Annotated in this window: 27 protein-coding genes; 9 read left to right on the forward strand and 18 right to left on the reverse strand. The window is 39.8% G+C overall.

All coding sequences use genetic code 11. From position 1 onward, the window contains the following. Window positions 1–15: 15 nt before the first annotated feature. Complete coding sequence (locus EHQ49_RS07905; protein ID WP_135578138.1) at window positions 16–663, reverse strand: hypothetical protein; 648 nt, start codon at window positions 661–663, stop codon at window positions 16–18. On the opposite strand from EHQ49_RS07905, the gene EHQ49_RS07910 reads away from it, so the two are divergent. Next, window positions 658–2,166, forward strand: a complete 1,509-nt coding sequence (locus EHQ49_RS07910; protein ID WP_244241402.1) for a peptidase MA family protein — start codon at window positions 658–660, stop codon at window positions 2,164–2,166. The two genes, EHQ49_RS07905 and EHQ49_RS07910, sit on opposite strands and share 6 nt — an antisense overlap. On the opposite strand, the gene EHQ49_RS07915 is transcribed toward EHQ49_RS07910, so the two are convergent. The 11 genes from EHQ49_RS07915 to speE all read right to left on the reverse strand — a co-directional run bounded on the left by EHQ49_RS07915 (window position 2,120) and on the right by speE (window position 12,147). Continuing rightward, complete coding sequence (locus tag EHQ49_RS07915; RefSeq protein ID WP_135578140.1) at window positions 2,120–3,181, reverse strand: DUF1574 domain-containing protein; 1,062 nt, start codon at window positions 3,179–3,181, stop codon at window positions 2,120–2,122. The genes EHQ49_RS07910 and EHQ49_RS07915 overlap by 47 nt on opposite strands. Window positions 3,182–3,265: 84 nt before the next feature. Next, window positions 3,266–3,628 carry a PLU-1-like domain protein gene (locus EHQ49_RS07920; RefSeq protein ID WP_135578142.1) on the reverse strand — a complete coding sequence of 121 codons (363 nt, stop codon included), beginning with the start codon at window positions 3,626–3,628 and terminating at the stop codon, window positions 3,266–3,268. Between the two features lie 58 nt (window positions 3,629–3,686). Then, window positions 3,687–4,142 carry an SRPBCC family protein gene (locus EHQ49_RS07925; RefSeq protein WP_135578351.1) on the reverse strand — a complete coding sequence of 152 codons (456 nt, stop codon included), beginning with the start codon at window positions 4,140–4,142 and terminating at the stop codon, window positions 3,687–3,689. Between the two features lie 104 nt (window positions 4,143–4,246). Then, a complete protein-coding gene (locus EHQ49_RS07930) occupies window positions 4,247–5,560 on the reverse strand; it encodes an SAM-dependent methyltransferase (RefSeq protein WP_135578144.1) in 1,314 nt (437 codons plus the stop codon). Continuing rightward, entirely contained in the window at window positions 5,517–6,317 is an 801-nt protein-coding gene (locus EHQ49_RS07935) for a DUF1365 domain-containing protein (protein ID WP_135578353.1), read from the reverse strand. Before EHQ49_RS07935 ends, EHQ49_RS07930 begins: the two co-directional genes overlap by 44 nt. An 8-nt stretch (window positions 6,318–6,325) precedes the next feature. Further along, on the reverse strand, window positions 6,326–7,597 hold the full coding sequence (locus EHQ49_RS07940) for an NAD(P)/FAD-dependent oxidoreductase (protein ID WP_135578146.1): 1,272 nt from the start codon (window positions 7,595–7,597) through the stop codon (window positions 6,326–6,328). Between the two features lie 26 nt (window positions 7,598–7,623). Then, window positions 7,624–8,451: an orotidine-5'-phosphate decarboxylase gene (gene pyrF / locus EHQ49_RS07945; protein WP_135578148.1), complete on the reverse strand. Its 828-nt coding sequence runs from the start codon at window positions 8,449–8,451 to the stop codon at window positions 7,624–7,626. Continuing rightward, window positions 8,448–9,317 carry a hypothetical protein gene (locus tag EHQ49_RS07950; protein WP_135578150.1) on the reverse strand — a complete coding sequence of 290 codons (870 nt, stop codon included), beginning with the start codon at window positions 9,315–9,317 and terminating at the stop codon, window positions 8,448–8,450. The genes pyrF and EHQ49_RS07950 overlap by 4 nt, the downstream gene beginning before the upstream one ends. After that, entirely contained in the window at window positions 9,314–10,045 is a 732-nt protein-coding gene (locus EHQ49_RS07955; protein ID WP_135578152.1) for a hypothetical protein, read from the reverse strand. Before EHQ49_RS07955 ends, EHQ49_RS07950 begins: the two co-directional genes overlap by 4 nt. Further along, a complete protein-coding gene (locus EHQ49_RS07960) occupies window positions 10,035–11,294 on the reverse strand; it encodes a hypothetical protein (RefSeq protein ID WP_135578155.1) in 1,260 nt (419 codons plus the stop codon). Before EHQ49_RS07960 ends, EHQ49_RS07955 begins: the two co-directional genes overlap by 11 nt. A gap of 7 nt (window positions 11,295–11,301) precedes the next feature. Further along, window positions 11,302–12,147, reverse strand: a complete 846-nt coding sequence (speE, locus tag EHQ49_RS07965; RefSeq protein ID WP_135578157.1) for a polyamine aminopropyltransferase — start codon at window positions 12,145–12,147, stop codon at window positions 11,302–11,304. A 141-nt stretch (window positions 12,148–12,288) separates the two neighbouring features. Between speE and EHQ49_RS07970 the strand changes: the two genes are divergently transcribed. Together EHQ49_RS07970 and EHQ49_RS07975 are read left to right on the forward strand one after the other, a co-directional pair. Further along, entirely contained in the window at window positions 12,289–12,729 is a 441-nt protein-coding gene (locus EHQ49_RS07970) for a hypothetical protein (RefSeq protein WP_135578159.1), read from the forward strand. A gap of 83 nt (window positions 12,730–12,812) precedes the next feature. Continuing rightward, complete coding sequence (locus tag EHQ49_RS07975) at window positions 12,813–13,202, forward strand: DUF302 domain-containing protein (protein ID WP_135578161.1); 390 nt, start codon at window positions 12,813–12,815, stop codon at window positions 13,200–13,202. A gap of 182 nt (window positions 13,203–13,384) precedes the next feature. Here EHQ49_RS07975 and EHQ49_RS07980 read toward each other — a convergent pair whose 3' ends face one another. Next, the gene (locus EHQ49_RS07980) at window positions 13,385–14,596 is read right to left on the reverse strand and encodes a hypothetical protein (protein ID WP_135578164.1); all 1,212 of its coding nucleotides are present in this window, start codon (window positions 14,594–14,596) and stop codon (window positions 13,385–13,387) included. 149 nt (window positions 14,597–14,745) lie between these two features. Beyond that, window positions 14,746–15,162, reverse strand: coding sequence for a hypothetical protein (locus EHQ49_RS07985; RefSeq protein ID WP_135578166.1), 417 nt, complete (start codon window positions 15,160–15,162; stop codon window positions 14,746–14,748). A 351-nt stretch (window positions 15,163–15,513) separates the two neighbouring features. Here EHQ49_RS07985 and EHQ49_RS07990 point away from each other — a divergent pair, with 351 nt between their 5' ends. Continuing rightward, window positions 15,514–16,062: a hypothetical protein gene (locus tag EHQ49_RS07990; protein WP_135578169.1), complete on the forward strand. Its 549-nt coding sequence runs from the start codon at window positions 15,514–15,516 to the stop codon at window positions 16,060–16,062. 38 nt (window positions 16,063–16,100) lie between these two features. After that, window positions 16,101–16,481 (forward strand): VOC family protein, encoded by a 381-nt coding sequence (locus tag EHQ49_RS07995; RefSeq protein ID WP_135578171.1) that lies wholly within the window; start codon window positions 16,101–16,103, stop codon window positions 16,479–16,481. A gap of 15 nt (window positions 16,482–16,496) precedes the next feature. Here the strand turns inward: EHQ49_RS07995 and EHQ49_RS08000 are convergent, their stop codons facing one another. Genes EHQ49_RS08000 through EHQ49_RS08015 form a run of 4 tightly spaced genes read right to left on the reverse strand, consistent with a single transcriptional unit; the run spans window position 16,497 to window position 19,374 of the window. Then, the gene (locus EHQ49_RS08000) at window positions 16,497–17,351 is read right to left on the reverse strand and encodes a DMT family transporter (RefSeq protein WP_244241403.1); all 855 of its coding nucleotides are present in this window, start codon (window positions 17,349–17,351) and stop codon (window positions 16,497–16,499) included. A gap of 55 nt (window positions 17,352–17,406) precedes the next feature. Further along, a complete protein-coding gene (locus EHQ49_RS08005) occupies window positions 17,407–17,889 on the reverse strand; it encodes a DUF2505 family protein (protein ID WP_135578174.1) in 483 nt (160 codons plus the stop codon). Then, window positions 17,889–18,647 carry a ferritin-like domain-containing protein gene (locus EHQ49_RS08010; RefSeq protein WP_135578176.1) on the reverse strand — a complete coding sequence of 253 codons (759 nt, stop codon included), beginning with the start codon at window positions 18,645–18,647 and terminating at the stop codon, window positions 17,889–17,891. The genes EHQ49_RS08005 and EHQ49_RS08010 overlap by 1 nt, the downstream gene beginning before the upstream one ends. A gap of 58 nt (window positions 18,648–18,705) precedes the next feature. Further along, window positions 18,706–19,374 carry a lysoplasmalogenase gene (locus EHQ49_RS08015; RefSeq protein ID WP_135578179.1) on the reverse strand — a complete coding sequence of 223 codons (669 nt, stop codon included), beginning with the start codon at window positions 19,372–19,374 and terminating at the stop codon, window positions 18,706–18,708. Between the two features lie 65 nt (window positions 19,375–19,439). Here EHQ49_RS08015 and EHQ49_RS08020 point away from each other — a divergent pair, with 65 nt between their 5' ends. From EHQ49_RS08020 to meaB, 4 genes are all read left to right on the forward strand, one after another. Further along, complete coding sequence (locus EHQ49_RS08020) at window positions 19,440–19,748, forward strand: hypothetical protein (RefSeq protein WP_244241404.1); 309 nt, start codon at window positions 19,440–19,442, stop codon at window positions 19,746–19,748. Window position 19,749: 1 nt separating this feature from the next. Continuing rightward, the gene (locus tag EHQ49_RS08025; protein WP_135578181.1) at window positions 19,750–21,561 is read left to right on the forward strand and encodes a methylmalonyl-CoA mutase family protein; all 1,812 of its coding nucleotides are present in this window, start codon (window positions 19,750–19,752) and stop codon (window positions 21,559–21,561) included. Window position 21,562: 1 nt separating this feature from the next. After that, window positions 21,563–23,701 carry a methylmalonyl-CoA mutase gene (scpA, locus tag EHQ49_RS08030; RefSeq protein WP_135578183.1) on the forward strand — a complete coding sequence of 713 codons (2,139 nt, stop codon included), beginning with the start codon at window positions 21,563–21,565 and terminating at the stop codon, window positions 23,699–23,701. A gap of 88 nt (window positions 23,702–23,789) precedes the next feature. After that, window positions 23,790–24,905, forward strand: a complete 1,116-nt coding sequence (gene meaB, locus EHQ49_RS08035; protein ID WP_135578185.1) for a methylmalonyl Co-A mutase-associated GTPase MeaB — start codon at window positions 23,790–23,792, stop codon at window positions 24,903–24,905. The last annotated feature ends 424 nt before the right edge of the window (window positions 24,906–25,329 follow it).

Consider the following 25,329-nt stretch of genomic DNA (forward strand, 5'->3'; position numbering starts at 1 on the left):
GAACGAACCCGTGGGTCAATTAGAAAAGGTTCGTTTCCACCGGTAGAATTGCAGACCGGGTTCCGATTTGTATCCTTGGAACGGCTCCCAGGTTCGTTTAGATGGATTCCAGGACTTTTCTGGATCTTTTCCACCCAACCCGTTTAGATGGAAGCCCCAAATGCCTTCTGTAGTCATCCGTTCTGCCTCAAAACGAACCGCGACAGGACTTCCCACATTGTGTTCTATCACATAAGGTAAGGGAACCTGTTTTCTTGTCCCAAGCAAAGATTCCGAAATCTGATAAAGCCCATTCGAATCCGCTTCTAAGCGGAACTGTAAATGGTCACAGTCAAACCGACGAAGGAGTGCCATTTTTTTGCCCCAACTGTCTGCAGCGCGAATTTGGCAGGCCTCAGGAACTAGGAGGAGACCTGACCCTTCCGTTGTGACCTTTCCCACAAATAATACTTCTTCCCATCCACGAGAATTTTGGAACCGTAACTCCTGGGCATTATAAAAAGACTTTCCCTTTTCTGTGAAAATCTCTATTCCTAATATTAGATAGCCATTCTCCGTAGCGAGTTTCTCGGAAAAATACAAGCCATCCAACGACTTTGCGAAGTTTGGATTCGTCCAAAAGAATGTCAGGGAAAAAAGACCCGCTGCTAGGAATTTATGCATTTGAAACGACTGATCCTTTTTCCTATTCTTTTCATAACATCATTCACGTCTGATTGCAATCTCCTAAATCCACAAATAGAAAAAAATAACAACCTGCTCCTACTCCTGGGTGCGTATTCTTTATATGGAGCCAGTTGTGTGAATGGTCCAGATATCTGGGCAAGGGATCTAACAACATCAAGTAGTGTTTGTGTAGCGGTAGATTTAGTAAGTTCTGGGACCAACGTAGAAGTTTATAAAGAAAGATCGTTATTCGTTAATTACGATTTAGTTAAGTTTGCTCGTGATTTTGATACAATTACTTATCCTATATTGATATCTACATTTGGGGCACCGAGTGATGTGGATGGTGACGGTAAAGTAAAAATTCTCGTCATGGACATTCGAGATGGTGCAACAGCAAACAGTGCTTATGTGGCTGGATACTACGACCCAGTGAACTACTTCCCAGACAATATATTCTCACGGGTTCGTTCCAATTACGCAGAAGTTTTATATTTAGATGGGAAAGAACTGATAGCAGCAGTTAATTATGATCCCAATGCGTTTGCTTCCACTGCAGCCCATGAATTCCAACATCTATTACGGTATCCCAGAATGAGGAATGCAAACCAAACCGACGAACTTTGGATCAACGAAGGTACAAGCGAAGTGTCAAGTGACATTGCAGGATATGGACCCCAAAATAGTCGAATGGATTGTTATTCGGGAGTCAATGATTCGCGTTGTAATGATGGGATCAATGGGGTCTCACTAATCGACTGGGATAGTTCTAATTCTGATATCTTAAAACAATATTCCTATGCCTATGTCTTTATGCGTTATCTCTATGATATCTCTGGAACCACCAATACACAAAGACAAACCTTCTTTCGAGAAACTGTCATTGGGGCATCTGGGACAAGGGCAAATTCGACAGGGAACCTAATCACCTTGTTTAGAACTGCTGCTCCCAATTTCGATTCTTCATTACTCGGTTCACAAAACTCTGATGTATTCTTTCGCATCTTTACTTTACTCAGTGCTCAAAGTTTTGGACTAGCCAATCTTACTGCCGTAGAACAAGTGACAAGTGATGCTACCGCACCGACAACAATCAACCTCAGTGCGGCCCTAACCAGATATCCTTTTTCCGCAAATTTTACTAGGATCATCACAAATCCAGTCGCACCCACGACAGCAAAAACTTCCATCAAACAAGGATCCACAAACTTCTATAATACGGGAACACCTTCCATTTCTGCTGGTTCATCTAGAAAAAACTATGGACGGGTTACTACAGGAACAACTAAAGGAATTTTCTTTTGGGCGGATGCCCCTTCCGGGTTGACTACAAATTTAAAATATGTGCAAACGGACAATGAGGGAACGGTTCCTTCCATTCCACAAAAACCTCGTTCCCTCAAATCAGTGATTGAATCCTCCACTGGGCCTATACCCATTTGTGGAATCGAATTTACAGACGATTCGGTTCGTACTTCCGAAAGTATTCCAATAGAATAGAACGCATTAGACTACGATAACAATCCTTTGCTACGTGCCCTCCATCTGCAAACGCATTACAGGTATAAGACGGATCGTTCTTCAGTTTCAGAATTGAGAAATTTTTACTGGATGTGAGTGTATCGATTTCCTTTTCCCAAGTTTTCACCAGAGCCTCTTTTTCCATTAGAGCTTCAAAGTCAGGAGAAGAAAGTGGCCAAACAATCACCGTTTTGATTTTTTCTGCCTGCAATCGGTCTAATATTTTTTCATAAAAACCAAATTGCATGGGACTACGAACGTAAGATGCAAATAACCAATCCAGAGTTCTATGGCTTGTCATTTGTAAAGAATTGGAATCCTTTTCCATATAATTGTCTATAGGAGAAAGTCCATTTCCATTATGAGTCAGGATATAATCATAAGTTGCCTGATGCATTCCAATAGCGTTATCCAAATACGGATTTTTATAATTTTTCCACATTTGGTCTATATAGGGTTTATAAGTTCCCACTGCAAAAAGTTTACGACCCAGATAAAAAGAGGCATGGTCTTTTCCAAACAAACCCAAATTAGAAAGAACATAGGATAAATCGAAACTATAAGTTAGGTTTGAACTTTTGAATACTGAGTTTTGGTTGAACTGATTTGGATCGGTTTCCATAACAACGAGATCTGGTTTAATGCCCGCATCCAAAATCTTTGTTAGCTGAAAGTCATAATAAGCAGGTGTGGTTACCGCGGAAGAAAGGTTGTAAACATCCCAATCCGGATAAAAAGAAACCAATTCATCATGATCAAAATAAAGTAACCGCGACGAACCCAAAATGAGCATGATTTTTTTGACTTTGGGAGAATGAACTCCCGGTTTTTCAGTAAGGAGTTTTTCTAAAAAATCCGACTTGGCTTTATAATTAACAGCCGTTAAGTCAATCTTAGTAATTGTCTGAATGTAGGGAATTCTAAATATAGAATCAACAACAAACAAAAACAGTAAAAGGATAACCGGGTAAAAAAGAAACCGTGCCTTGAGCATATCTGAAAGGAGAAAGGAAACGGATTTAATTGTAAAGCGAATTGAGACACCTCCCTCGATGTTTCGGTCGAGGGAGTCGAAGTTTTAAGCGACTTGGATACGAGCTAGTTTGCGTTTCTTTTTTAGATTTACAAACCAATCATCCGAGTTACGGACATGGCTTACTAACTTTTTCACGTATTCCCGATTTTCCGGATTCAAAATCTCACGTGCTTCTTGAATGATTTCTTCTACAGTCTTCACATGAAAGGTAAAATAACTAGTAAAGAGCTCGTAATACTCTCTGTCTGTATTCTCCCAGTCCTTTGACTGAATGTCATTGTAAAACTCAGATAACTGTGGTATGTCGATCTCAGGTGTCGCATCAAAATGATTGTTCATCATAGCGATACGGTCTGTTATATCAGTTAATTTCTGGAAATACGGTTCCAATTCAGGATATTCCATCTTCGAACCCTCCTTAACAACCCTTACTTTTACCAGGATTTTAGAAAGGGTCTAGAGATCAAGATTTTTTAAAAAATTTAGTGATATCTGGATTTTGTTTTAGAAAGTCTTTTAAGTGAATGGCTTGCCCATCCCAAGCTTCTTTGGCTCCTTCAATCCAAACATCAGAACCATCTCCGTCAGGGAATCCACCATTAATGATTGTTAGCTGAGATTTGTCCCCACCTTTGGATTCAAATAATAATTGTAAAAAAATGGCACCACTTGGATCTGCTGGATGGTCTTTCCACTCCATAACCAATTCTTTCAGTGGTTCTATCTTTTTGTAGGTACCATGAGTGGTAAAATCACCCTCTAGTCCTAATTTCCATGTCCAAGAGAAGTCACCACCTACCTTCGGTCTTCCTTTTACCTCGTCCGCCAACCAATGTACTAACACTTCATAGACGGTAACTCCCGACCACAATCGTTCTATTGGTTCATCAAAGGTAAATACAGACTTCGTTTCTCTCATAGACAGAGTAGTAAAGGTTTGGGTTTTCTTTGGCAAGATGTTTTTTTAAAGTAAGAACACTACTGATAACGGTTCGTTACCAGTAAGTTTGTGTTTTGTACGAGTTAGATATTCAGATTGTTTGGCCTAACATAAACAGATTGAACTACACTGATATTTCTCATTTGAAACGCTGCCGCACAATAAGCTAAATAATATCTCCACTTTCTGATAAAAGTTTCACTATAACCCTGGTTTCTTACCTCAAGGATGTTTTCTTCAAAACTCTTTAGCCAAAACCGTAAAGTCTTCGCATAACTAAGACCCAGATCTTCCAGATGGAAAAGATACATGTCACCTGTACGGTTGATGGCTTGGTTCATTCGCCCAATTGAAGGGAGTAAAGAACCCGGGAAAATATGTTTCTGAATGAAATCGATTCCCTTTTTGAACGAAGTAAACCGGGAATCAGGGCAAGTGATGACTTGAAGAGCCATAATCCCATCCTTTGTGAGAAGGTCTTGGCACTTTTGAAAGAAGGTTTCGTAAAATGCATCTCCTACCGCCTCTAACATTTCTACAGAAACAATTTTTGTAAATTGTCCTTCTAACTTTCGATAATCCTGAATGCGAATTTCGATTTTATCACTAAGTCCTTCCTTCTCGATTTTTTCTTTAGCAAAACTATATTGTTCTTCGGAAAGGGTCACAGTAGTAACACGGCATCCATAATTTTTTGCAGCATGGATCGACAAAAATCCCCACCCACTTCCAATTTCCAAAAGATGATCGGCTGGATTTAACTTCAACTTTTGACAGAGTTTATCTACCTTCTTAGTTTGTGCCTCTTCTAATGTATCTTCAAGTGCTTCGAAATAAGCAGAACTATAAGTCATCGTTGGATCTAAAAATAATTTATAAAATCGATTCCCCAAATCATAATGTTCTACAATATTTTTTTTACTGCCGGTTAAGGTGTTCTTTCTCAAAAAATGCAGGAATTTATTACCTAAATTGAATAAATCCAAATGGAATAATTTCTTTTTGGCACCCGACATATTCGGACTATCATCCACATTCAAAATAAACCACGAGATTACATTTTCAATTGAATCGGTTTCCCAATCTCCAGTTAAATAAGATTCCGAAAACCCAATGTCACCATATAACACTGATTTTTTGAAAAAAACCGGATCCTTCACATGAACGAGAGCTGAGTGAAATTTTGAGTCGAACAAAGAATCGGGATCACCGATGACCACTTGTTCTCCATCAGGAAGGATCATTCGTAAGGATCCTCTTTTCATGGAACTCATTGCTTTAAAAAAAATTTTCCTATAAATAGGAAACTGATCTGTGATAGACTTGTTCTTTAATTCGGTAAAAAGTTTTGAATCAATCGTGTCTTGTAAGAGGGACTGGTTCTGTGATTTTTCCAAGGGGAACTCCTGTTTGTTTCTCTAAGTTTTGGTGTTTCGAAATGTATGGAATTTTTTTGACCCATAACTTGAACGCCTGCCAATGAATCAATGTTATTATTTTGACGGTGATAAATGGGAATCGGGCAAAAAGTTTTAATAAGTATTTTGATTGGAATGGAATTTTTTTTCCAAGAAAGGAAGTAACTAAAATTCGTTTTCCATTTTCGAAAGAGTCGACACCAATCTGTAATTCTTCTTTCGGTACATTCAATCGAAACTCAAATTCGGAATCTAAAGGAATGAAAGGTGAGACATAAAAATTCTTCTGTTCTCTAATGTACACTTCAGGATCAGCAATCGTTCCTTTTGTCTTCTTAAAGTATCCAAGATAGGGTTTGATTTCGCCAAACGTATTCCCGACTTCCGCAATGGATACTAGGGGCTCCCCTGCCTTATCATAACAAAAATAAAAACTGACGGGATTAAACCCATAACCAAGGATACGAAGGTTGGTTAGAAGAAATATCTTTCCAATGTTTGTGACCCCAGAGGCTTCGAGAAAGGCCTTTATATTTTCATAAACGTTCTCTTTTCCAAACTGGATATGGTCTTTGTCATAAAAGGAAAAAAGATTCCATCGGTTTCTGGAAAACCAAAAACTTTTGTGGGACAACTGGTCTATTTCGGAAAGGTCCAAATAAAAATTGAATATTTTGTATTGGAACTTGTTTGGTTTTGGGGCGGTCCGGGCATGAAATACATCCGCCGCATACATGCAGGAATTTAAGTCCATGGATCCCTTTTTAAAATACTCCGAGAGACATTCACTGCGGACAAAAATCCATCTTCGTGAAATCCATACCGAAAATAAGCACCGGCATAATAAATAGGGCCATTTTGATTCAACTCAAAAAGGCGACTTTGACCAAGAGAGGCTTCTACAGAAAATAGCGGATGTTCATAATCGATTTTTTTGATAATTTTATCTTTCTCAACACGTCCTGGGTCGTTGATCGTTACAAAATAATTTTGTTTTTTAGAAACATTTTGCAAACGGTTCATCCAATAGATGGTATACGGATCTTGTTTTCCCATCTCCCCTTCTACAATTTTATAATTCCAACTCGACCAACATGAGGAAATTTTTGGCATATCACTCGCATCCGTATGGAGAGTGGCAGTATTGTGTTGGTATTTGTAAAGGGGAAGAAGTTCATTCTCTAATTTCGTAGGATTTCCTAGTAATTTCGCAGAAATATGGCCATGGGTGGCAAGTAAAACTTTATCAAAAACTTGCTTTTTATTCTCACCAAACACAAGTTCTACCTTTCCATCCGTAGTTCTGTTCACTTGTTTCACAGGAGTGTTCAAACGAATGAGATCTTTAATGGGTGGAATGATTCGTTTTATATACTCATGAGATCCACCGTCCACGGTATACCATTGGTGTTGGGTATTCAGACCCAAAAATCCATGGTTATAAAAAAAACGAATGAGTGACTTAGCGGGGAACTCCAACATAAGATCAGGAGGAGTAGACCAAACTGCTGAACTCATAGGAATTAAATAGAAGTTGAGGATGTCTTTCCCAAATCCGAAGGTTTCCATGTACTGACCCAAATTCCAAGTATCATACTTAGGATCTTCTAAAATCTTTGGTGCCGACTTGTTAAACCTGTCTATCTCAAGTAACATCTTCAAATATCGAGGGCGGAAAAGATTCTTTTTCTGGGCAAATAATCCGGTTAGGCCTGAACCACAAAACTCTAATTTGGTGGGATCATGTTGGACACTAAAAGACATATCCGATTTTTTTGTCGGAACATTTAGTGTTTGGAATAGTCTAAGTAAGTTTGGATAGGTGACATGATTGAACACAATGAACCCGGTATCAATCGGAATGGAAACTCCATCCTCTTCTACCATAACAGTATTCGTATGACCACCTATATAATCGGCACTGTCAAATATGGTTAAATCAAAATCATTTTTTAAAAAGTACGCAGAACCGAGACCAGCGATTCCCGTACCAACAATAGCTAATGTTTCTTTCACTTGTTTCCCTGGTGGTGATTAGACCGTCAGAGAAAGAGTTGGTTCATTTGCAGATGGACTTCTTCTGCTTTCTTTTGTGCAACTTGTCCGAAATTTTCTTCCAAAGAACTAAGGGTGATTCCCCGGGAAGAATTGATAAGCGAATGTTTTCCAGAAGCTTGGATGATGGATTCTAAATCCCCACCTTGGGCACCGAATCCAGGAATGAGAAAATACATTTCTGGATGGCGGGAACGTAAGGTTTTGATTTCTGAGGGATGGGTTCCGCCCACAACAAGTCCGACCTGGTTTGGGTACTCTTCACCGAGCCTTGCCATCTGATCACTCACCTCTTCATATAAAAAGATATCCTTCCCTACCAATTTTTGTTTTTGAAAATCAGCAGAACTAGGATTGGAAGTAAGGCCTAGGACAAAAATATAACCACCGAGATCCAAATAAGGAACCAAACTATCACGGCCCATATAAGGATTTACAGTGAGCGCATCTACCCCCAAGGTCTTGAAAAAATACTTAGCATACTCTTTAGAAGTATTGGCAAGATCCCCTCGTTTGGCATCCATCACAATGGGCACTTGTGGCGAAACTTCCTTCATCACTCGGACCATATGTTCCAAAGCAAAATATCCTTCCGCACCTAACCGTTCAAAAAAGGCAACGTTCGGTTTCCAAGAGGTTGCATAAGGATGAGTGTAACGAATGATGGTTTCTGCAAAATGAACAAGTGGAGCCTTAGACTCCAAACTAACTTTGGGTAATTTTTCTAATTCAGGATCAAGACCGATACAAAGCAGAGACTTAAGTGTATCTCGTCTAGTGTCAAATTTTTGAATGAAGTTGGATGAATGGTTCACTTAGGTTCCTTAATTTGGATCTTTTGTTTTCTTTTGTCTAATTCCATATCAATGTCTCTTTTTTTGTAACGACCGTAAATATGGCCCGGGATCACAGCAACAGCGGTGATGGGATTGGCCACCACATCTCCAATAGCGCCTCCCACATAAGTAGAATAAGCCGGTGTGAGCAGTTCATAAGAAGATTCTAACTGTTCTCTATCATTTTTTTCTGCAAAATAATTTAAGGCATCATCAGAGGCTCTTGCTTCATGATAGAGTGCACCAACCACAGGGATGGCATATACGGCGGCATATAAAGTTCTTTTTTCTCTTTGGGCAAAGTCTTTGGCATGCCCTCCTTCGTGGATGACAACAGGAGGTAAGTCAGAATACACATTGATTGTGTTGGTAAAAGAATTGTAGTGATCCCCTCCTATAGTTCCTGCAAATAAACGACCAGGAAGAAAAGTATACGCGAGTAAAGAAATGGACCCAAAGAAATACCGAACCACAGGATTGATATTTTTGTTTTTAGGCAGACGTTTCCATTCAGAAATCGGAGCATATTGGTTGAAACGTACTTTCACATCTCGTAAATTGTTTTCTTTGATATAACGAATCAGATATTCCTTTGTTTCTTTTGAAATATGATGGTTGTCCGCTTTTAAATTAAGGAGGACTAATTTAGAAGGAAGAGAAAAAATCCAATTTCCAGTTTGGTCCAAAATCCAAATTGGTTCTCCTTCTTCAAATTGTGGATCGTCTTCGGTAAATTCGGGACTCGGAAGGTATGGATTCCCGTAGTTGTATGGTTTTTCTAATGAATAACAGTTTATGAAATAAAAACCAATCCAGATGAATAGGAGAATGACACGAAATTTCATAAACTCTCTAAAATCTCTTTCAGTTTTGGATCCACTGGTTCTTGTTTTGTTGGTGTTTGTTTCTGTTTTATAGGTGCAGACTCCGGCTGAGGAGATTCATCTACCGGTGAACTTCCGTTATACCCGGACAAAACTTCCAACTTTGCAAAAAATTCCGACAAAGAATTTCTTCCCAATTGGTTCAATTGGTCTTCTCGATTCCCCCGAAATCCATTATATGGAACATACCATAACAATGGTATCACGGTTAGAATACTTCCGGTTAAATAACAATTGGTCACACGAGAATCAATTTCATCATAATAAGAAAATACTTCTTCTGTAGAACTACCAATTTGAATTCGTACCTTCAGACGAACGAAACTTAAATTTTTAGAACACTTATCAAGGGAAACCAATTGGAATTCATCAACTAAAATCTTCCCTCCTCTATCGAGTAACAAAGGATAACGATTCCCACGCATAGAAAGTTCTTTTCTTATCAAATAGGACAAAGGACCATATTCATTGGGAAGTCCTTCGGGACTTGAAAAATATCCATCATAAATCCCCATCTTCATTCGGTTCTCTTCTTTGACTTTGATCTCAATATGATCCATTTTTTTGACAAATTCAAATGCAGTTTCATTCGGGAAAGGACGATACACCCGAAGGGAAATCCCACAACCCATTCCCAACAAAGAAACAAAAACCAATAACAGAGAATGAAAACAAATTTTAAAAAACATAAGTATATCCAAAGTATAAATTCTGAATTAGATAACTTCGAGAAAGGCGTTTGTCCCGACCATCTGCCTCATAATAAGCAGAACTCAAATAAAAATCTCTCACTCCCGAATGAAAAGAATCCTGATTTAAGGCCCGAATCCCTGGCACATAAGATTCGTTAGCTCTCCATATATATTGGATGACTTGTAAACCCAAGTGAAATTTATGGTGGTCAAACGGTTGCCAATTGAATTGTCCGACTAGATCAAGTCCAACAATGGTTGTTTGCACTGGTTTTTCTGAAAATACAGAATAGGCTTCTTCACCCAAAACCATACCTTCCGCAAATCTTGGTACACCGCCAGTTTGGGTAAAAATATCCCTTCTGTATTGAAGTCGACCAAGAGGAGTAAAAAACAAATCTCCTCCTAATTCATATGAAAACCCGTCTTCCAATTTATGATAAAATTTGAATCCTGTACTTGGAGCAAGATATCGCATTGAATCTCGCATAACTCCCGTTTGCCTCATCGTCTGGGAGGAAAAAACGGAATTTGTGTGAAAAGATCCGGCTCGGATTCCAAAATCCCAACTATAACCAATATTTTTAGAAAACTCTTCATAAATTTTAACAACTAATTTATGCTCTGCGCTATACAGACGATCCGAATGGTATGCAGACTGCGTTTCACCCAAAAATCCTATAGAAAGGAAATCATTTGTTGTTTGAAACTGAAAGTAAACATATTCCAATCCCCATTTTGCAGATTTATGTTTGTATGCCACTCGAGGCGATAAAGAACCAGAAGCTCGATTCGAATTCTCTAAATCGTAGGAATAAGGAAGAGTTCGAATGTTTTGGTATCCAATGGGGGATCGAGGATAATACGGTGTGCCTGCCTGGAAAGCCACACGGCCATTATCAAGTGCCCAGTCATTACCTGGAGAAAAAACCCCAAACTGAGTTAAGCCCCGAAACCCGACCTCCCAAGTTCCTTGGTTGAATTCCAAAGAACCTTGGTTGGTTGCTGGGATGTTTTTTGTGGGTGAAACATATTGTTCTTGAGTGTTTCGATCACGAAATTGATCAGAACGAATTTTTTTGACTTTGTTACGGATTTCTTCTGATTTTTTTGGATACCCACGTTCCTCATAAGATTCCGCTTCTAATTCCAACTGTGTTGCTTTTGTTTCTTCTGCCCACAATGAATGGGTAGTTGTCAGAAAAGATAAGAACAGTAGGAAAAAGAATACGAGAATCTGTTTCACAAAGAATCTATCCTTTTCGTTTGATATAAGCTTTTGCAAATTCAGGAAGTACAAAAGCAGCTTTGTGAATTTCAGGACTATAGTATTTGAGTCCTTTAGGAACTCGTTTAGGATCTGGTGTCACAGAATAAGGATCTATCGCATTGGATAAAAAAGTAAACCCAATGATTCCAGAAGGATAGGTAGGAATCGTTGTGTAATAGTATCCATACTCAGGAAAAATTTTGGGAATGAAATTGAATAGAGAAGAAATCACATCTCCATGATACCAAAAAGATTCCGCTTGAGTCGCAATGATTCCTGTTGGTTTCAATGCACTTGCCATATCCCGAAAAAATGGTTCTTTAAATAGGACTTCTGCTGGGCCTACTGGATCACTAGAATCGACTAGAATCACATCAAAACGGCCTTGGTTTTCACGAGCAAATTTGGCACCATCATCATAATAATGAATGACCTTTGGATCTTTCATCGCATCAGCACATTCAGGAAAATATTTATAACTAATATCTACAACGGCTTTGTCAATCTCGCATAACACAACTTCTTTGACAGAAGGGTGTTTTAATACTTCGCGAACCGTTCCACCGTCTCCCCCACCAATCACAAGTACCGATTCTGGATTTGGGTGACTCATCATGGGGATGTGGGCTATCATTTCATGATATGAATGTTCGTCTTTGTTAGTAACCATTGTTACACCATCAAGTGTAAACATGCGGCCAAAGGATTGTGTTTCAAAAATATCGATTTTTTGGAACGGAGATTGTAGGCTTTCGATTGTTTTTGTTACCCGGTAACTGACAGCGCGCCCTTTTTCTAATTCCAATTTTTCGGTATACCAAATCTCCATTGATTTCTCCTAAGGTTTCTCTCTTTGAACCAGATTTGATTTGGGAAGAAGAAGGTGTAGTTTTTTTTAAAGTTTCTTGGTTTGGGGAAGATTAAAAATTCAACTTGGCGAGAACTGGGTGTTTCAGTTCCATTGCCTTGTATGCAGAAATATTCCCGTGTTTTTTACCTGCTTGGTTTTTTATCCATGCCACTATTCATTTTATTACTGGTTTATGGTTATATCAAAATCAACGAAATGGCGAGTGAAGAAATCCATTGGGGTCATAACAAATCCTTCGCTTTTGGACAGGCTTCCCGCGAAGGAAAACTCATTCTCCTGGCAGTGACCAAATCTCGTTGTGAGATGCTCCAAGGCCTTGAATGCGGCGAAGGCAAACCAGATCTCGGTGCTTATGTTTTACTGAACTACACTCCGAGAGACCAAGAATTCCAAACTTTGATTTTGGATGACCGGTTTGGTTCCTTAAAAACAGATCCCATTCCCCAATACTTCCTACTCAATTCTTCTGGGGAAATCCGTCATATGTCAACGCAGCTTCCCAGTGTAGAAGAGATGCAAAAACTCCCTAAAAAAGAATGATCTTTTTTAAATCCTAACCAAAATTCTCTTGCAAGTTCCTTTTCGAAACCATACCCTATGGGGTATAGACTTGCGGAGGATTTATGTTAGGACTCACTGTTCACAGAAAAAAAAATTTTGAAGATACCATCACCGACACAACCGAAGCCCTAAAAAAAGAAGGTTTTGGTGTTTTAACTACAATCGACGTCAAACACACACTCAAAGAAAAGATAGGAGTCGATTTCAAAAGATACACCATTCTTGGAGCATGTAACCCAAGTTTTGCGCACAAAGCCCTACAAACCGCCGACGAAATCGGACTATTACTCCCCTGCAATGTGGTTGTCACCGAAGAAAAAAATGGGGAAACCAAAGTATCCATCTTCGACCCAATGACCATGACAAAACTCGTCCAAAACCCAGAACTAGAAAAGATTGCTAAAGAAGTACAAGAAAAATTAATTCAAGTCATCCACCATTTACACGAATGAATTAGATTTTAATCATTGGGGCGCCTCGCCAATGGCTTGGAGTCCCCACATTCTATCCATTAGGCGATCCCGCTTTTCGCTCCAATCTTTCTGGAAGGCCTTTTTGTATCCAACAGGGTTCTCGAACCAGAAAGGATTTCCGCTACAATCGGTGGCGCTTTGGGGACTGATCCTAAAAAAAATTAGTATGTATTTGTTTCTTTCTCCTTCTTTGTTTGAGACGGTAAGAAAGTTTTTTCATTATCATCTGATAATGAAAACTGATAAATATCTTTCATCAGTTCCAATCGTTTTGTTAATGTTAAATTACAAACATTCATTTTGAAAAAAAGATTTGGTTCATCAAACCTGTACATACTTTCCCACTTAGTTTCGTAAATTCTTGTCCACTGGTCTTCAAATTTTTCTGATCTTAATACCAGATACAAAATGCATTGATCTTCCTTTCCCAATGGATAGTTTAAATACAAAGTCCCAAATGAATCTTTCGGAACAGACTGGGCACTCAGAGAAAATCCAAAAACAGTGAACTCTCTATTTAATTTTTCTTCGCTGATGAGAACTCTGTTCCTTCCCCATCCATAAATAATAGTGATATAAAGAATAAAACTAGAGAAAAAAATGAAAACAGTTCCCCAGAGAATCTGTGAGTAAGAAGGGAATTTTTTTGCCGGTGCTAATCTAAAAAAATAGTAAACCAAACAAAGCCCATAAAGAAATACAACCGTAGAACCTAAAAGATAAAGTACACTCGGATCAGGCACCCAGTCCCATTCTGGTTGGATTTCCTTTCTCGAAATACCAAGACCGAATTTCCTTTGTTTCGATTTTTCCAGAAGAATCCTAGAAGGAATTTCGGCAATATGATTCAATACTGGGAGACCAAGTAAACTCACTAGTGATTTTAAATTTTGTTTTTGGTTTGTTGGCTCAAGTGACCCAAGTTCTAATTCAAAACCATAAGAAGTCAGTAGGCTTATGTGTTGGATTTTTGGATCCGGTTTTGGTTTGGATGTATCTACATCCTCCTCTTCCAGAAAAGCTGAGTCCGGTAATAAAAGTAAAAACTGAAACTCCGAAAAAGGAATTTTGAATTTTGTGGATTCTTTTGTTACCGTGATTTCCCGAGAAACCCCATCGAGTAGAATCGAAGTTTTTTCTGTTCCGAGAGGTGTGAATAAACCTACAACAAACCAAAAAATCCCACTCACTAACATCATAAAGGGATGGTTGAATGTGGGGTCTTCTACAGGTTTTTTTTTCAGAAAGCTTGGGAGACTAAATAGTATGAATACAGAACCAACCAAAAGGATAAAGACCTTGGCTGCGATCCAAACAAAAGAAAGGCCCCCATCTTCCATCTGAATCCCATTGTTTAAAATGACTAAGTTCATAATTTTTTAATCCCCACTATAGCCACCAAACTTTCTGGCCGGATTTCTTGTTTCATACAAAATTTTCCAACCAGAAAGGATTTCTGCTATCATTGAGGTGTATGAGATTTGTTTTTTTACTAATCGATCATCCTATTTGGATTTCTCCATCACTTACAAAAACCAGGAAGACTTTTTGTTGGATTCGGAAGTCTCGCATAACAAACAGTAACTCCTTCGGTGGTCATCCCAAAAAGATTCAGTTTAGGTCCACCCACCGGATATTGAGCCGTTGACCCAGGGCCTTCTTGCCATTCGATGCGATAATTTCCTTCTGGTTGGCCTTTGCTCATCTGTCCTTTGACAACACTACTTGTTTTTTTATAACAGGATTTAATCTCCCGATTGTTACTAATGACAAGCCAAGCCACGGGACTGGGAGAAGGATTTTTAACACAATCTGAAGTGAGAACCCAACTCCCTTCTAAAATGGTCTTAGTGTCTTCAGCTCCCGCTTTTTCTCCTGACTGGCACTGGAATACGAGTGCAGAAACCGCGAACGCAAATACAAAAGTAATTTTCTTCAAAACAGGCTCCTTGGCGGAAATTGATTATGATTTCCACAAAGAGACATTAGAGATCAAAAAATAAAGAATCTGTCAAACTTTATTACAAATATTTGAAGGTTATTTTGAAATTTCCAAACAAGGGGTTTGCGGTATTTTTCTTACCCTATTTATCTCTAAAAAATCACAAAACAGAAAATAGTTGGCACCTAACGGAGAATGATTCCGCTAAGGAATATTTTATTTTTTGTCTATTTTTTTATTGAAGCTTCTAGAGAGAATGTACCAATTTGACAACTCGGATAAACCCAAGTATTTTCCGTTAGGCGGAAATGCTGAAGTCATGCCATCATTATTACAAAAGGACCCTATATGAATCAAAAAATCTACGGAACCATCCTTCTCTACCTAATGGTGATTACAAATGTCCAAGCGGCTGACCCCATTAAGTTAGAAATTTTTGATGAAGAAGAATACCAAATCGTATTTACCGATTCTAATGAGACCAATTCGATTCGGGAATACTTACGAAAGGTGGATCAATTAGAAAAATGGGATCGAATGATCACCAAATTTGAATGGAAAAACGTTCAGAAAATCAAAGAGATTCTACCCACTTATACAGCAAAGGTGATCACTCCCAATTCGATCAGAACACCAAATGTATTTCAGAATACTCATTCCTCACAAAAAGAAGATTATATATTCGAATTTTTTCTATCTCCCGGAACAGGAGGATATATTGAATACAATTTGCATCGAATGATCACAACAAATGAGGATAAAGTTTTATCTTTTATTTTTGCCATTAAAATCCCAATGACCGGAACCAAGGAAGTAGATCAAGAAACTGTCAGAAAGATTTTAGAACCGAACAGAACCAAATGGATTGCAGAAATAAAAGAAGTTAAAATAAACTAAATTTTAATCGGTTTAACATAAGAAGACCAACAAGAAGTATGGCTCCAAAACTGAATCAATTAATACCAATGATATACACTACTGACTTGCAAGGTACAGTGGACTTTTATGTGAAATCACTAGGATTTGTTTGTTTAACAAACAAAAAGGATTTGGGTTGGGCGAAAGTGCAACTGGATAACGCAGGCCTAATGATCAGTAAACCAAATGACCACATACCCTTTGAAAAACCAACTTTCACGGGTTCCTTCTACTTCCATACAGATAATGTAGACAACATCTGGAACCGAGTTAAAGACAAATTGAAAGTATGTTATCCCATTGAAAACTTTGAATATGGAATGAGAGAATTTGCAGTTTACGACAACAACGGTTATTTACTACAATTTGGACAAACCATAATTCTAGCTGCAAACTAGACAACTCTGTCGGTCCTACGTCGAACCTACCTCTTCCGCTTTACCACCCTCTGCTTTTTTTCGAAATACTTCCAATATTGCACAAAACAAAATCACACCACCACCTAACCACAACCTTTCGGGAGGTACTTCGCCGAGAAAATACCAGGCCGCCAAACTTCCGTAAATGGGGCTAAGAGTAGACAAAGTTCCCGCCGTGGTCACAGATAAGTTAGATAAACTACGAATCCAAATCGTATGGGCAAGTGAGGTAAAAATCCCAGCAAGTACAACTTGAAACAAAAGATATTTTGGTTCCGCTAACATTACAAAAAGGCCATCCGCAAAGGGAAGAAGAACTACAGATGTTGCAAGCAGTTGGGTGAAAAGAATTTGGGCACTGGGATAGTGAACATGCATTTCTTTGGTAAGTTGATTACGAATCGCATACAACACGGCCGAAACCACACCCCAAACCACTCCTTGGAACATTTGGTTGTTCCAGGAAAGATCCGGCACAATGAGAAACAGTCCAAAAAAGGAAAAAAGAGCCAAAAAGAAAGCAAACGGTTCAGGGCGCTTTCCACCAAACAATGGTTCCAAGAGAGCAGAAAACACAGGATAAGTGAAAAGAGACAACATCCCTACAGCAACCGTGGAAACTTGGATGGAGTGAAAGTATGTCACCCAGTGCAGGGCAAAAAGAATCCCAATTCCAAATACAAACAAAAAGTCTTTAAAACTTCGGTAGGATACAGACTTCCCACGAAGCCAGAAAAAAAGTCCGAGTAAAATGACAGAAAATAAGGCCCGACCAGAAATGATCGTAACGGCAGGAAAGGGAAGGAGTTTGGCAAACAAAGTGACGTTCCCCATGATGAGGACCGTCAAATTGAGTTCCAAGATCGACCGTAAAAAAGAGGGAGAAGAAGACTTCACTTCTTACTTAGGATTCGACCCCCAAAAATTTGGCGATGGATTTTCTGTCTTTTTCCAAACTATGTTTGTGAATTTCTTCAATTGCCTTTTCTACAATCGGAGAAACAAATAAGAGACTAGAAATCACATCCACATCGTAGGAACGTTTGGATTCGGCTCCATCCGCTTCGTATTTACTTTTACCTTTGATCACAAATACATTGTCTTTTCCTGGTGGGGAGATTTTGAATTCGTGAGTGTTCGTAGTAATGTCAAAAGTGGATTCTTCCAAAAGAGAAAGATCGTTCAATGCTGCCGAAAGTACGGCAGGCATAGATCCTTCCAAACTCACTTTGCGTTTTTGGCGAATGATATTCCCATCTTTGGTTTCTTCCAAAAGAGTTACATTTTTAAGATCAGGAAACTGATCTAGATGTTTATATCTTTCCTCTCTCGCATGTAGGAGTTTGTCGAGGGGAACGGAAAATGTATGAGTTACTTGGTATTTCACTATTTCTTCTTACCTTTTTTCTTAGCGGGTTTTGTTTTTGGTTTTGATACCGCTTTTTTTACGGCTTTTTTGGCTGCCTTTTTCACAGTTTTCTTCGCAGAAGGTTTGTTTGTTGGTTTGGCAGCTTTTTTAGCAGATGGTTTTGTTAAAGAAACCTTTGCTTTTGGCGCAGGTTTCGCCGCTTTTGGTTTTGCAGACACCTTGTTCGAAGGATTCACTTGTTCCATTAATTCTTCATCTTCCCAATAGAAAACTTGGTCTGCAGGGGTAGACTGTTCCATTGCCATAGCTTGAGCTTCTAGGAGAGAATTATTGGACTCGTTGAAGTTGGCTAATTTTTGGAATAATAAATTGATTTTAGGATCTTTGAATTTGTTTCGAATGGTAGCATAAAAATTACGAGCATCTTCCCCTTCTCTAATGGCAAGTTCCAATGCTTTTCTTTCGTCTGCTTTCACTTCTGCGTGTTTATTTCGGTCCAATCTGTCCATAACCTTTTGGATGGTTGACGAATGGAACTTTTCAATTTCAGAAAGTTGTTTTAAGTTAGGAAGTTCTTTTCCTTCTGCACCTTTATAAATTTCTTTAATGAATTTAATATGTTCATCACCATCTAACGCAAGTTGGCTGAACAGTTCTCGAATTTGACCTTCCGGTAAACTTTCGGAAAGTTTTAGATAAAAATTGAAACATTGAACTTCGTGTTCAATTGCGGCTGCAACTGCCTCGATAAAGGATGTTTTTTTTAGTGATTTCATAATCCCATTCCCCGGTTATTCAAAACCATAAATACGATACTCGCGAGTTTTATGTGAATCAAGTATTTTTCACTGATTGGACATCCAACTCTTCCGACTTTGTGGCAGAGTATATGAGGACTTGGGCAATGTAATAGGTGATCATAATTCCCATAGATGCAGTGAATCTGTCCATTTCTGGTTTTAGAAACATAGAATATGCTATAATGGAATCAGAAAGGATAAATACCAAGGCACCCAACAGTCCTAGATAAAAAGGTTTGGAAACCGAATTTCTCGCAGCAGCACGCCAACCCATTAGGCAGATAGCAGAAATATAGACTCCTACAGGAATGAGAAGAGGTCCCAGTTTTGGAACAAGAACTAAGAAGAAAGAACTACCAAATAGTAAAAACGGGACTGCCAGTAAAGGTTTAACTTTTGAGTCCAATGTGAAAGCATATGAGTAGATCAATTGGGCAATCAGAAAGGAACCGAGTCCAAATACAAAATATCCTTCTTTGGGAAGAGCAAGGAAAGCATCCCCAAAAAGAGAAAACACTAGACCCACAGCCACCAATTTCCCACGTTTTTCCAAAGTCGGAAAGTAGCGAAAGAGTGCTACAATGAGAATCAATATTGGAATGATTTTGGAAGGGAGGTAGAGGGCATCATGTTTTGTGATCGTAGCGATCGCCAAAAGATGCACAATAGAATAGAGAACAAACAAAACAATTTCTTTAGCCATATTTCTTACTTTACAGGGATATCATTCTCGAGATTTCATCAGATGAAAGCCCGAGTGATCAGCCTATGAAACAAACACGACCCTTGTCCATCCTTTTCTTAATCTGTCTCCTATGGACCCATAGTTTATCCGCAAGAGAAGTGCCATCTGGTGGCGAAATGTTGATTGATTTGATTGTTGCGCGTCCTATGGGACTTGCCGGTACCCTTCTCGGAACCGCAGCCTTTGTTGTCGCCTCCCCTTTCACATTATTGTCGGGAACGTTTTTACAATCAGGCAGACGTCTTGTTGTTTACCCTGCTAAATTCACCTTCACACGTGGGTTAGGCGACTTTCCGGGTTATATGGAAGACTACCAAATCGTAGAGGAATAAATTGAACGAATTTTTATTTTCAGACTTCCCTGAAGTTTCCACTGAGGATTGGAAAAACCAAATCCTCAAAGATTTAAAAGGTAACCCTTGGGACAAAGTCACATGGGAAACAGAAGAAGGATTCAAAATCGAACCCTTCTACCGCAAAGAAGATATCCCCGAACTTCCTAGAGTGTACAAACGGAATCCAGGATGGAATATCACTGAAACCATCCTGTCTGAATCAGAACTGAATGACCTTTCCAAAAAAGGTGCGGATGCTGCAGTCCTTATCTCACACGAAGAAGATGGAAACCAATTTGGATTAAAAATCAAATCTTCTAGTGACTTGGAAAAACTTGCAGGCCAGACGGGAAATCTTCCCCTTGTGGTCTCCCTTAGCTCTAGAACTACATCTTTTGCTGACTCACTTAAAAAACTTACATCTTCGCATAACATCGTTCTTGGCGATTTGGATCCTTACGGAACTGCACTTTTATCTGGGGAATTAAAAATCGAAGAAGGTGCTATCGGAAAATCTTTTGCAACACTTTCCGGAACCAAAGGATTTGCTGGTGTTGGGATTCATAGTTACTACTTACGAGATGCCGGGGCTTCCATTGGCCAAGAGTTGGCCTATTCTCTTTCTTGGGGAGTGGACTATTTAAACCGCCATATTGATGTTGGTGTTTCGATTGAAGACGCTGCTGCCAACATTTGGTTCTGGATGGGAATTGGTTCCGACTACTTTACCGAAATGGCAAAATTTCGAGCCATGCGGATCCTCTGGACAGAAGTTTTGAATGCTTACAAACCTGGCCTTGGAGAAAGTGTTCCGGCCCTTATCGTTGCAAGAACTTCCAATTTCCAATTCACGGCTTACGACCCCTATGTCAATATGTTACGCGGAACAACTGCTGCAATGTCTGCTGTCATGGGTGGGGCCGATTTTGTTTCTGTTTTACCATTTGATTCTGAATACTCCGCACAACAAGAGTTAGGCAAACGAATTGCCAGAAATTCACAACTCCTTCTTCGTTATGAGTCCTTCCTTGACAAAGTGGAAGACCCAGCTGCTGGATCTTATTATTTAGAAGTCCTCACTAAAAAACTAGCAGAAACAGCATGGTCTCAATTTCAAACTTTAGAAAAAGACGGTGGATTTGGGGATGCTTTGAAAAAAGGTACCATCCAGAAAGAGATCACAACTCGTGCTGATAAAAAAAGAAATGCTCTAGCCACCAAAAAAGAAATCTTACTCGGAACAAACCAATACCCTCTTCCTTCCGAAAGACATCCTGAACTTGTCAGTTCTTTAGAAGAGACCAAAAAACAAATTGGAACAACAAAGAAGACAACCTATGTAAGTCTTGTTCCCGTTCGTCTTTCTTACGAATTTGACAAATGGAGAAATATCACAGACACTCATATCGCATCGGGGGAAAAACTTCCAAAGATTTTTTTACTCACCATCGGTGACTTAACTATGCGAAAAGCAAGAGCCGGGTTTAGTTCCAACTTTCTCGGTTGCCTTGGGTATGAAATCATCGATAACCTCGGATTCACTTCTGTTAAAGAAGGTGTGTCGGCAGCCAAAGAACTCGGTGCAGAAATCGTTGTCTTATGTTCGTCTGACGAAGAGTATGCGACCTACCTGCCCGAATTTGTTTTGGAGATGAAAACCCAATTGCCTAACTCCTGGAAATTACTCGCAGGATATCCAAAAGACCTCATCACACAAGCCGAATCTCTCGGGATCGACGACTTCATCCATATGAAACGAAACATCGTGGAATTTATGGAAAAAGCCCAAACCAAATGGATCGGGAAATAAAATGAACAAACCCAATTTTGCCAATACTCCTCTTTCTTTCGGTTCTACAAAACCAGACCCCAAGGCCATATCCCTTTGGCAAACCGCGGAAGGAATCACCATTCAATCTCGTTATGCGAAGGCCGATTTGGATGGAATCGAACACTTAAATTATGCCGCAGGAATTCCCCCTTATTTACGTGGTCCTTATTCTACGATGTATGTGAATAAACCTTGGACCGTTCGTCAGTACGCAGGATTTTCCACGGCCGAAGAATCCAATGCTTTTTATCGTAGAAACCTAGCTGCCGGACAAAAGGGACTTTCTGTTGCCTTTGACCTTGCCACCCACCGCGGTTACGACTCTGACCATGAACGAGTGGTTGGAGACGTGGGAAAAGCGGGTGTGGCCATCGATTCGGTTTTGGATATGAAGATCCTCTTCGACCAAATCCCTCTGGATCAAATGTCGGTTTCGATGACCATGAACGGTGCCGTCATTCCTGTACTTGCTTTTTATATTGTTGCGGCTGAAGAACAAGGTGTCTCCAAAGACAAACTTTCCGGCACCATCCAAAATGATATTTTGAAAGAGTTTATGGTGCGTAACACTTACATTTACCCACCCAAACATTCCATGAAAATCATCGCCGATATCTTTGGTTACACTTCCAAATATATGCCCAAGTTTAACTCTATCTCCATCTCTGGGTATCATATGCAAGAAGCCGGTGCTACTGCCGACTTAGAACTTGCTTATACTCTTGCGGACGGTTGGGAGTACATCAAAACAGGAATTGCTTCTGGCCTTTCTGTAGATGAGTTTGCTCCAAGGCTTTCCTTCTTTTGGGCGATTGGAATGAACCATTTTATGGAGATTGCCAAGATGCGTGCGGGTCGACTTCTCTGGGCAAAAATAGTCAAACAGTTCCAACCCAAATCAACTAAGTCACTCGCACTCCGAACCCATTGCCAAACTTCTGGTTGGTCACTCACCGAACAAGATCCGTTCAATAACGTAGGGAGAACTTGCATCGAAGCGATGGCAGCCTCTCTTGGTCATACTCAGTCCTTACATACAAATGCCCTAGATGAAGCCATTGCTCTACCGACGGACTTCTCGGCAAGAATTGCAAGGAATACACAGATTTACTTACAAGAAGAAACAAACATCCACAGAGTCATCGACCCTTGGGGTGGTTCCTTCTATGTAGAAAAACTCACAAACGATCTCGTTCACAAAGCTTGGGCCCTCATCACCGAAGTACAAAAATTAGGTGGTATGGCAGAGGCGATTGAAACGGGAATTCCTAAGATGCGAATTGAAGAAGCATCTGCAAGAAAACAAGCTCGTATTGATTCAGGAAAAGATGTGATTGTTGGAGTGAACCGATTCCGTTTGGATAAAGAAGCTCCTCTTGATATTTTAGACATTGATAATACTGCCGTTCGAATTGCCCAAATCAAACGTTTGGAACAAATGAAAAAAGATCGTGATAACACGGCAGTAGAAGCTGCATTAAATGCCATCACCAAATGTGCGGAAACTGGCGAAGGAAATCTTTTGGAACTAGCAGTGGACGCAGCTCGCAAACGTGCTTCTCTTGGTGAAATTTCTTATGCCATGGAAAAAGTATTTGGGAGGTACAAAGCAGTGATTCGTTCTATCTCAGGAGTGTATTCCTCCGAAATTTCCGAAGACAAAGGATATCTGGAAGCCAGAGACCTTGCTGATGAATTTGCCAAACTAGAAGGACGTCGTCCGAGAATCATGGTGGCAAAAATGGGCCAAGACGGACACGACCGTGGTGCTAAGGTGATTTCAACTAGTTTTGCGGATATGGGTTTCGACGTTGATATCGGGCCTCTATTCCAAACTCCAGCAGAAGTGGCAAAACAAGTGGTAGAAAACGATTGTCATATTTTAGGAGTCTCCTCTCTTGCTGCCGGCCACAAAACTCTGGTTCCGCAAGTGATCGAAGAGTTAGCAAAACTTGGGGCCGAGGATGTGCTTGTGGTTGTCGGTGGAGTGATTCCAGCCCAAGACTACGACTTCCTCTACAAATCAGGTGCTACCGCCATATTTGGACCGGGAACTGTGATTTCAGAAGCAGCCAAACAAATTCTAAATATCCTACTCGGCGAAAGAAGAGCCGCTTAGTCGCAGAAGGATACATTCCACCAAACACCGATTTGTTTAAAATGGCAATCGGTGTTTTTGGAATTTCACACCGCAGGCAAAAACCATTATGGAAACACCTAACGAGGATATGGGTCAAAAGAAAACGCCGAAGGAAGAACCGAACCAAAAATCGGCTCTTTCGGTAAACCCTGGCGTTGCCGATGCTCCTGCCATTTCCCCCTACATTCGTGACCAAAGAAAAACTCTCGTTCGAAAAGAAATCACAGCGGAAGATTTAGCTGCCGGAATTTTATCGGGGAACAGAACTCATCTTTCCAAAGCCATCACTCTTGTAGAAAGTAACTTAGAAGAACACAATGACAAAGCCCAAGCCATATTGGAACTTGTTATGCATAAGGTAGGTAATTCGATTCGAATCGGAATCACAGGAGTTCCGGGTGTTGGGAAATCCACATTCATCGAAAGTTTCGGAAGTTATCTCCTCGAACAAAATCATAAACTCGCAGTTCTTGCCATTGATCCCAGTAGCCAAAGAACAAAAGGATCTATTTTGGGTGACAAAACCCGAATGGAAATCCTCTCTAAATCTGCCAATGCCTTCATCCGCCCTTCGCCGAGCAGTGGTTCTTTGGGAGGGGTGGCCAGAAAAACACGAGAATCCATGTATCTTTGCGAAGCTGCAGGTTTTGATACCATCATCATTGAAACAGTGGGAGTCGGACAATCGGAAACTCAAGTCCATTCGATGGTGGATTTTTTCTTGTTACTGATGCTTGCAGGTGCTGGAGACGAACTCCAAGGAATCAAACGTGGAATTATGGAGATGGCAGACCTCATTGCCATCAACAAAGCAGACGGGCAAAACGAACCCTTTGCAATGAGAGCCAGGGTCGAATACGAATCGGCACTTCACCTCTTCCCGGCCCCAGAATCAAAATGGACACCGAGAGCAACAACCTGTAGTGGGATCGGCGGAAAGGGTATTGATGAAATCTGGAAATTGATTTTAGATTATATATCCACAACCAAAACAAATGGGTATTATGCGAAGAATCGCGAAAACCAAACCAAAATGTGGTTTCACGAAACACTCAGAGAGGTAGTCCTTGAAGATTACTTTGCCCGTCCTGGCAAAAAAAATTCCATTTTGGAATCGGAAAAAAAACTGATGAGTGGCCAATCCACTCTACTCAAAGAAATCAAACGATTGATGGGTAATTAAAAAAATACCACCGCATTTCATTACGATGGTATTTGCCAGGAGCAATCAGATTGTCTAATGGAAATCATACGCTATTCGGCCAATCAAAGAGCAGGAAAGATTGGTGAACAAAATCTAATTCTACTAAATCACGAACGATTTGTCTATCTACCAAATGGTATAAAAAACTAGTTCAATGCAAAAACCGGATAGAAACGAACGGTAAAGGTAGGTGATTCTTTTTTGGGCTCGTCACTTTCTTTGAGGGCCCTTCAATACTTTCGAGTTAAAAAACCCAATTCATAAAGAATACGAGGGCAAAATAAACACCAAACCACAGAACTAGTCTTAGTTTCATCAAAAGAGCAGTGATCCAATCAATATACTCTAGTCGGGTTTGAATGTGTTTTGGTAGGTTGATGCTATTACGATATCCGATTCCCTA

This window comes from Leptospira perdikensis (assembly GCF_004769575.1).
Lineage (GTDB): Bacteria > Spirochaetota > Leptospiria > Leptospirales > Leptospiraceae > Leptospira_A > Leptospira_A perdikensis.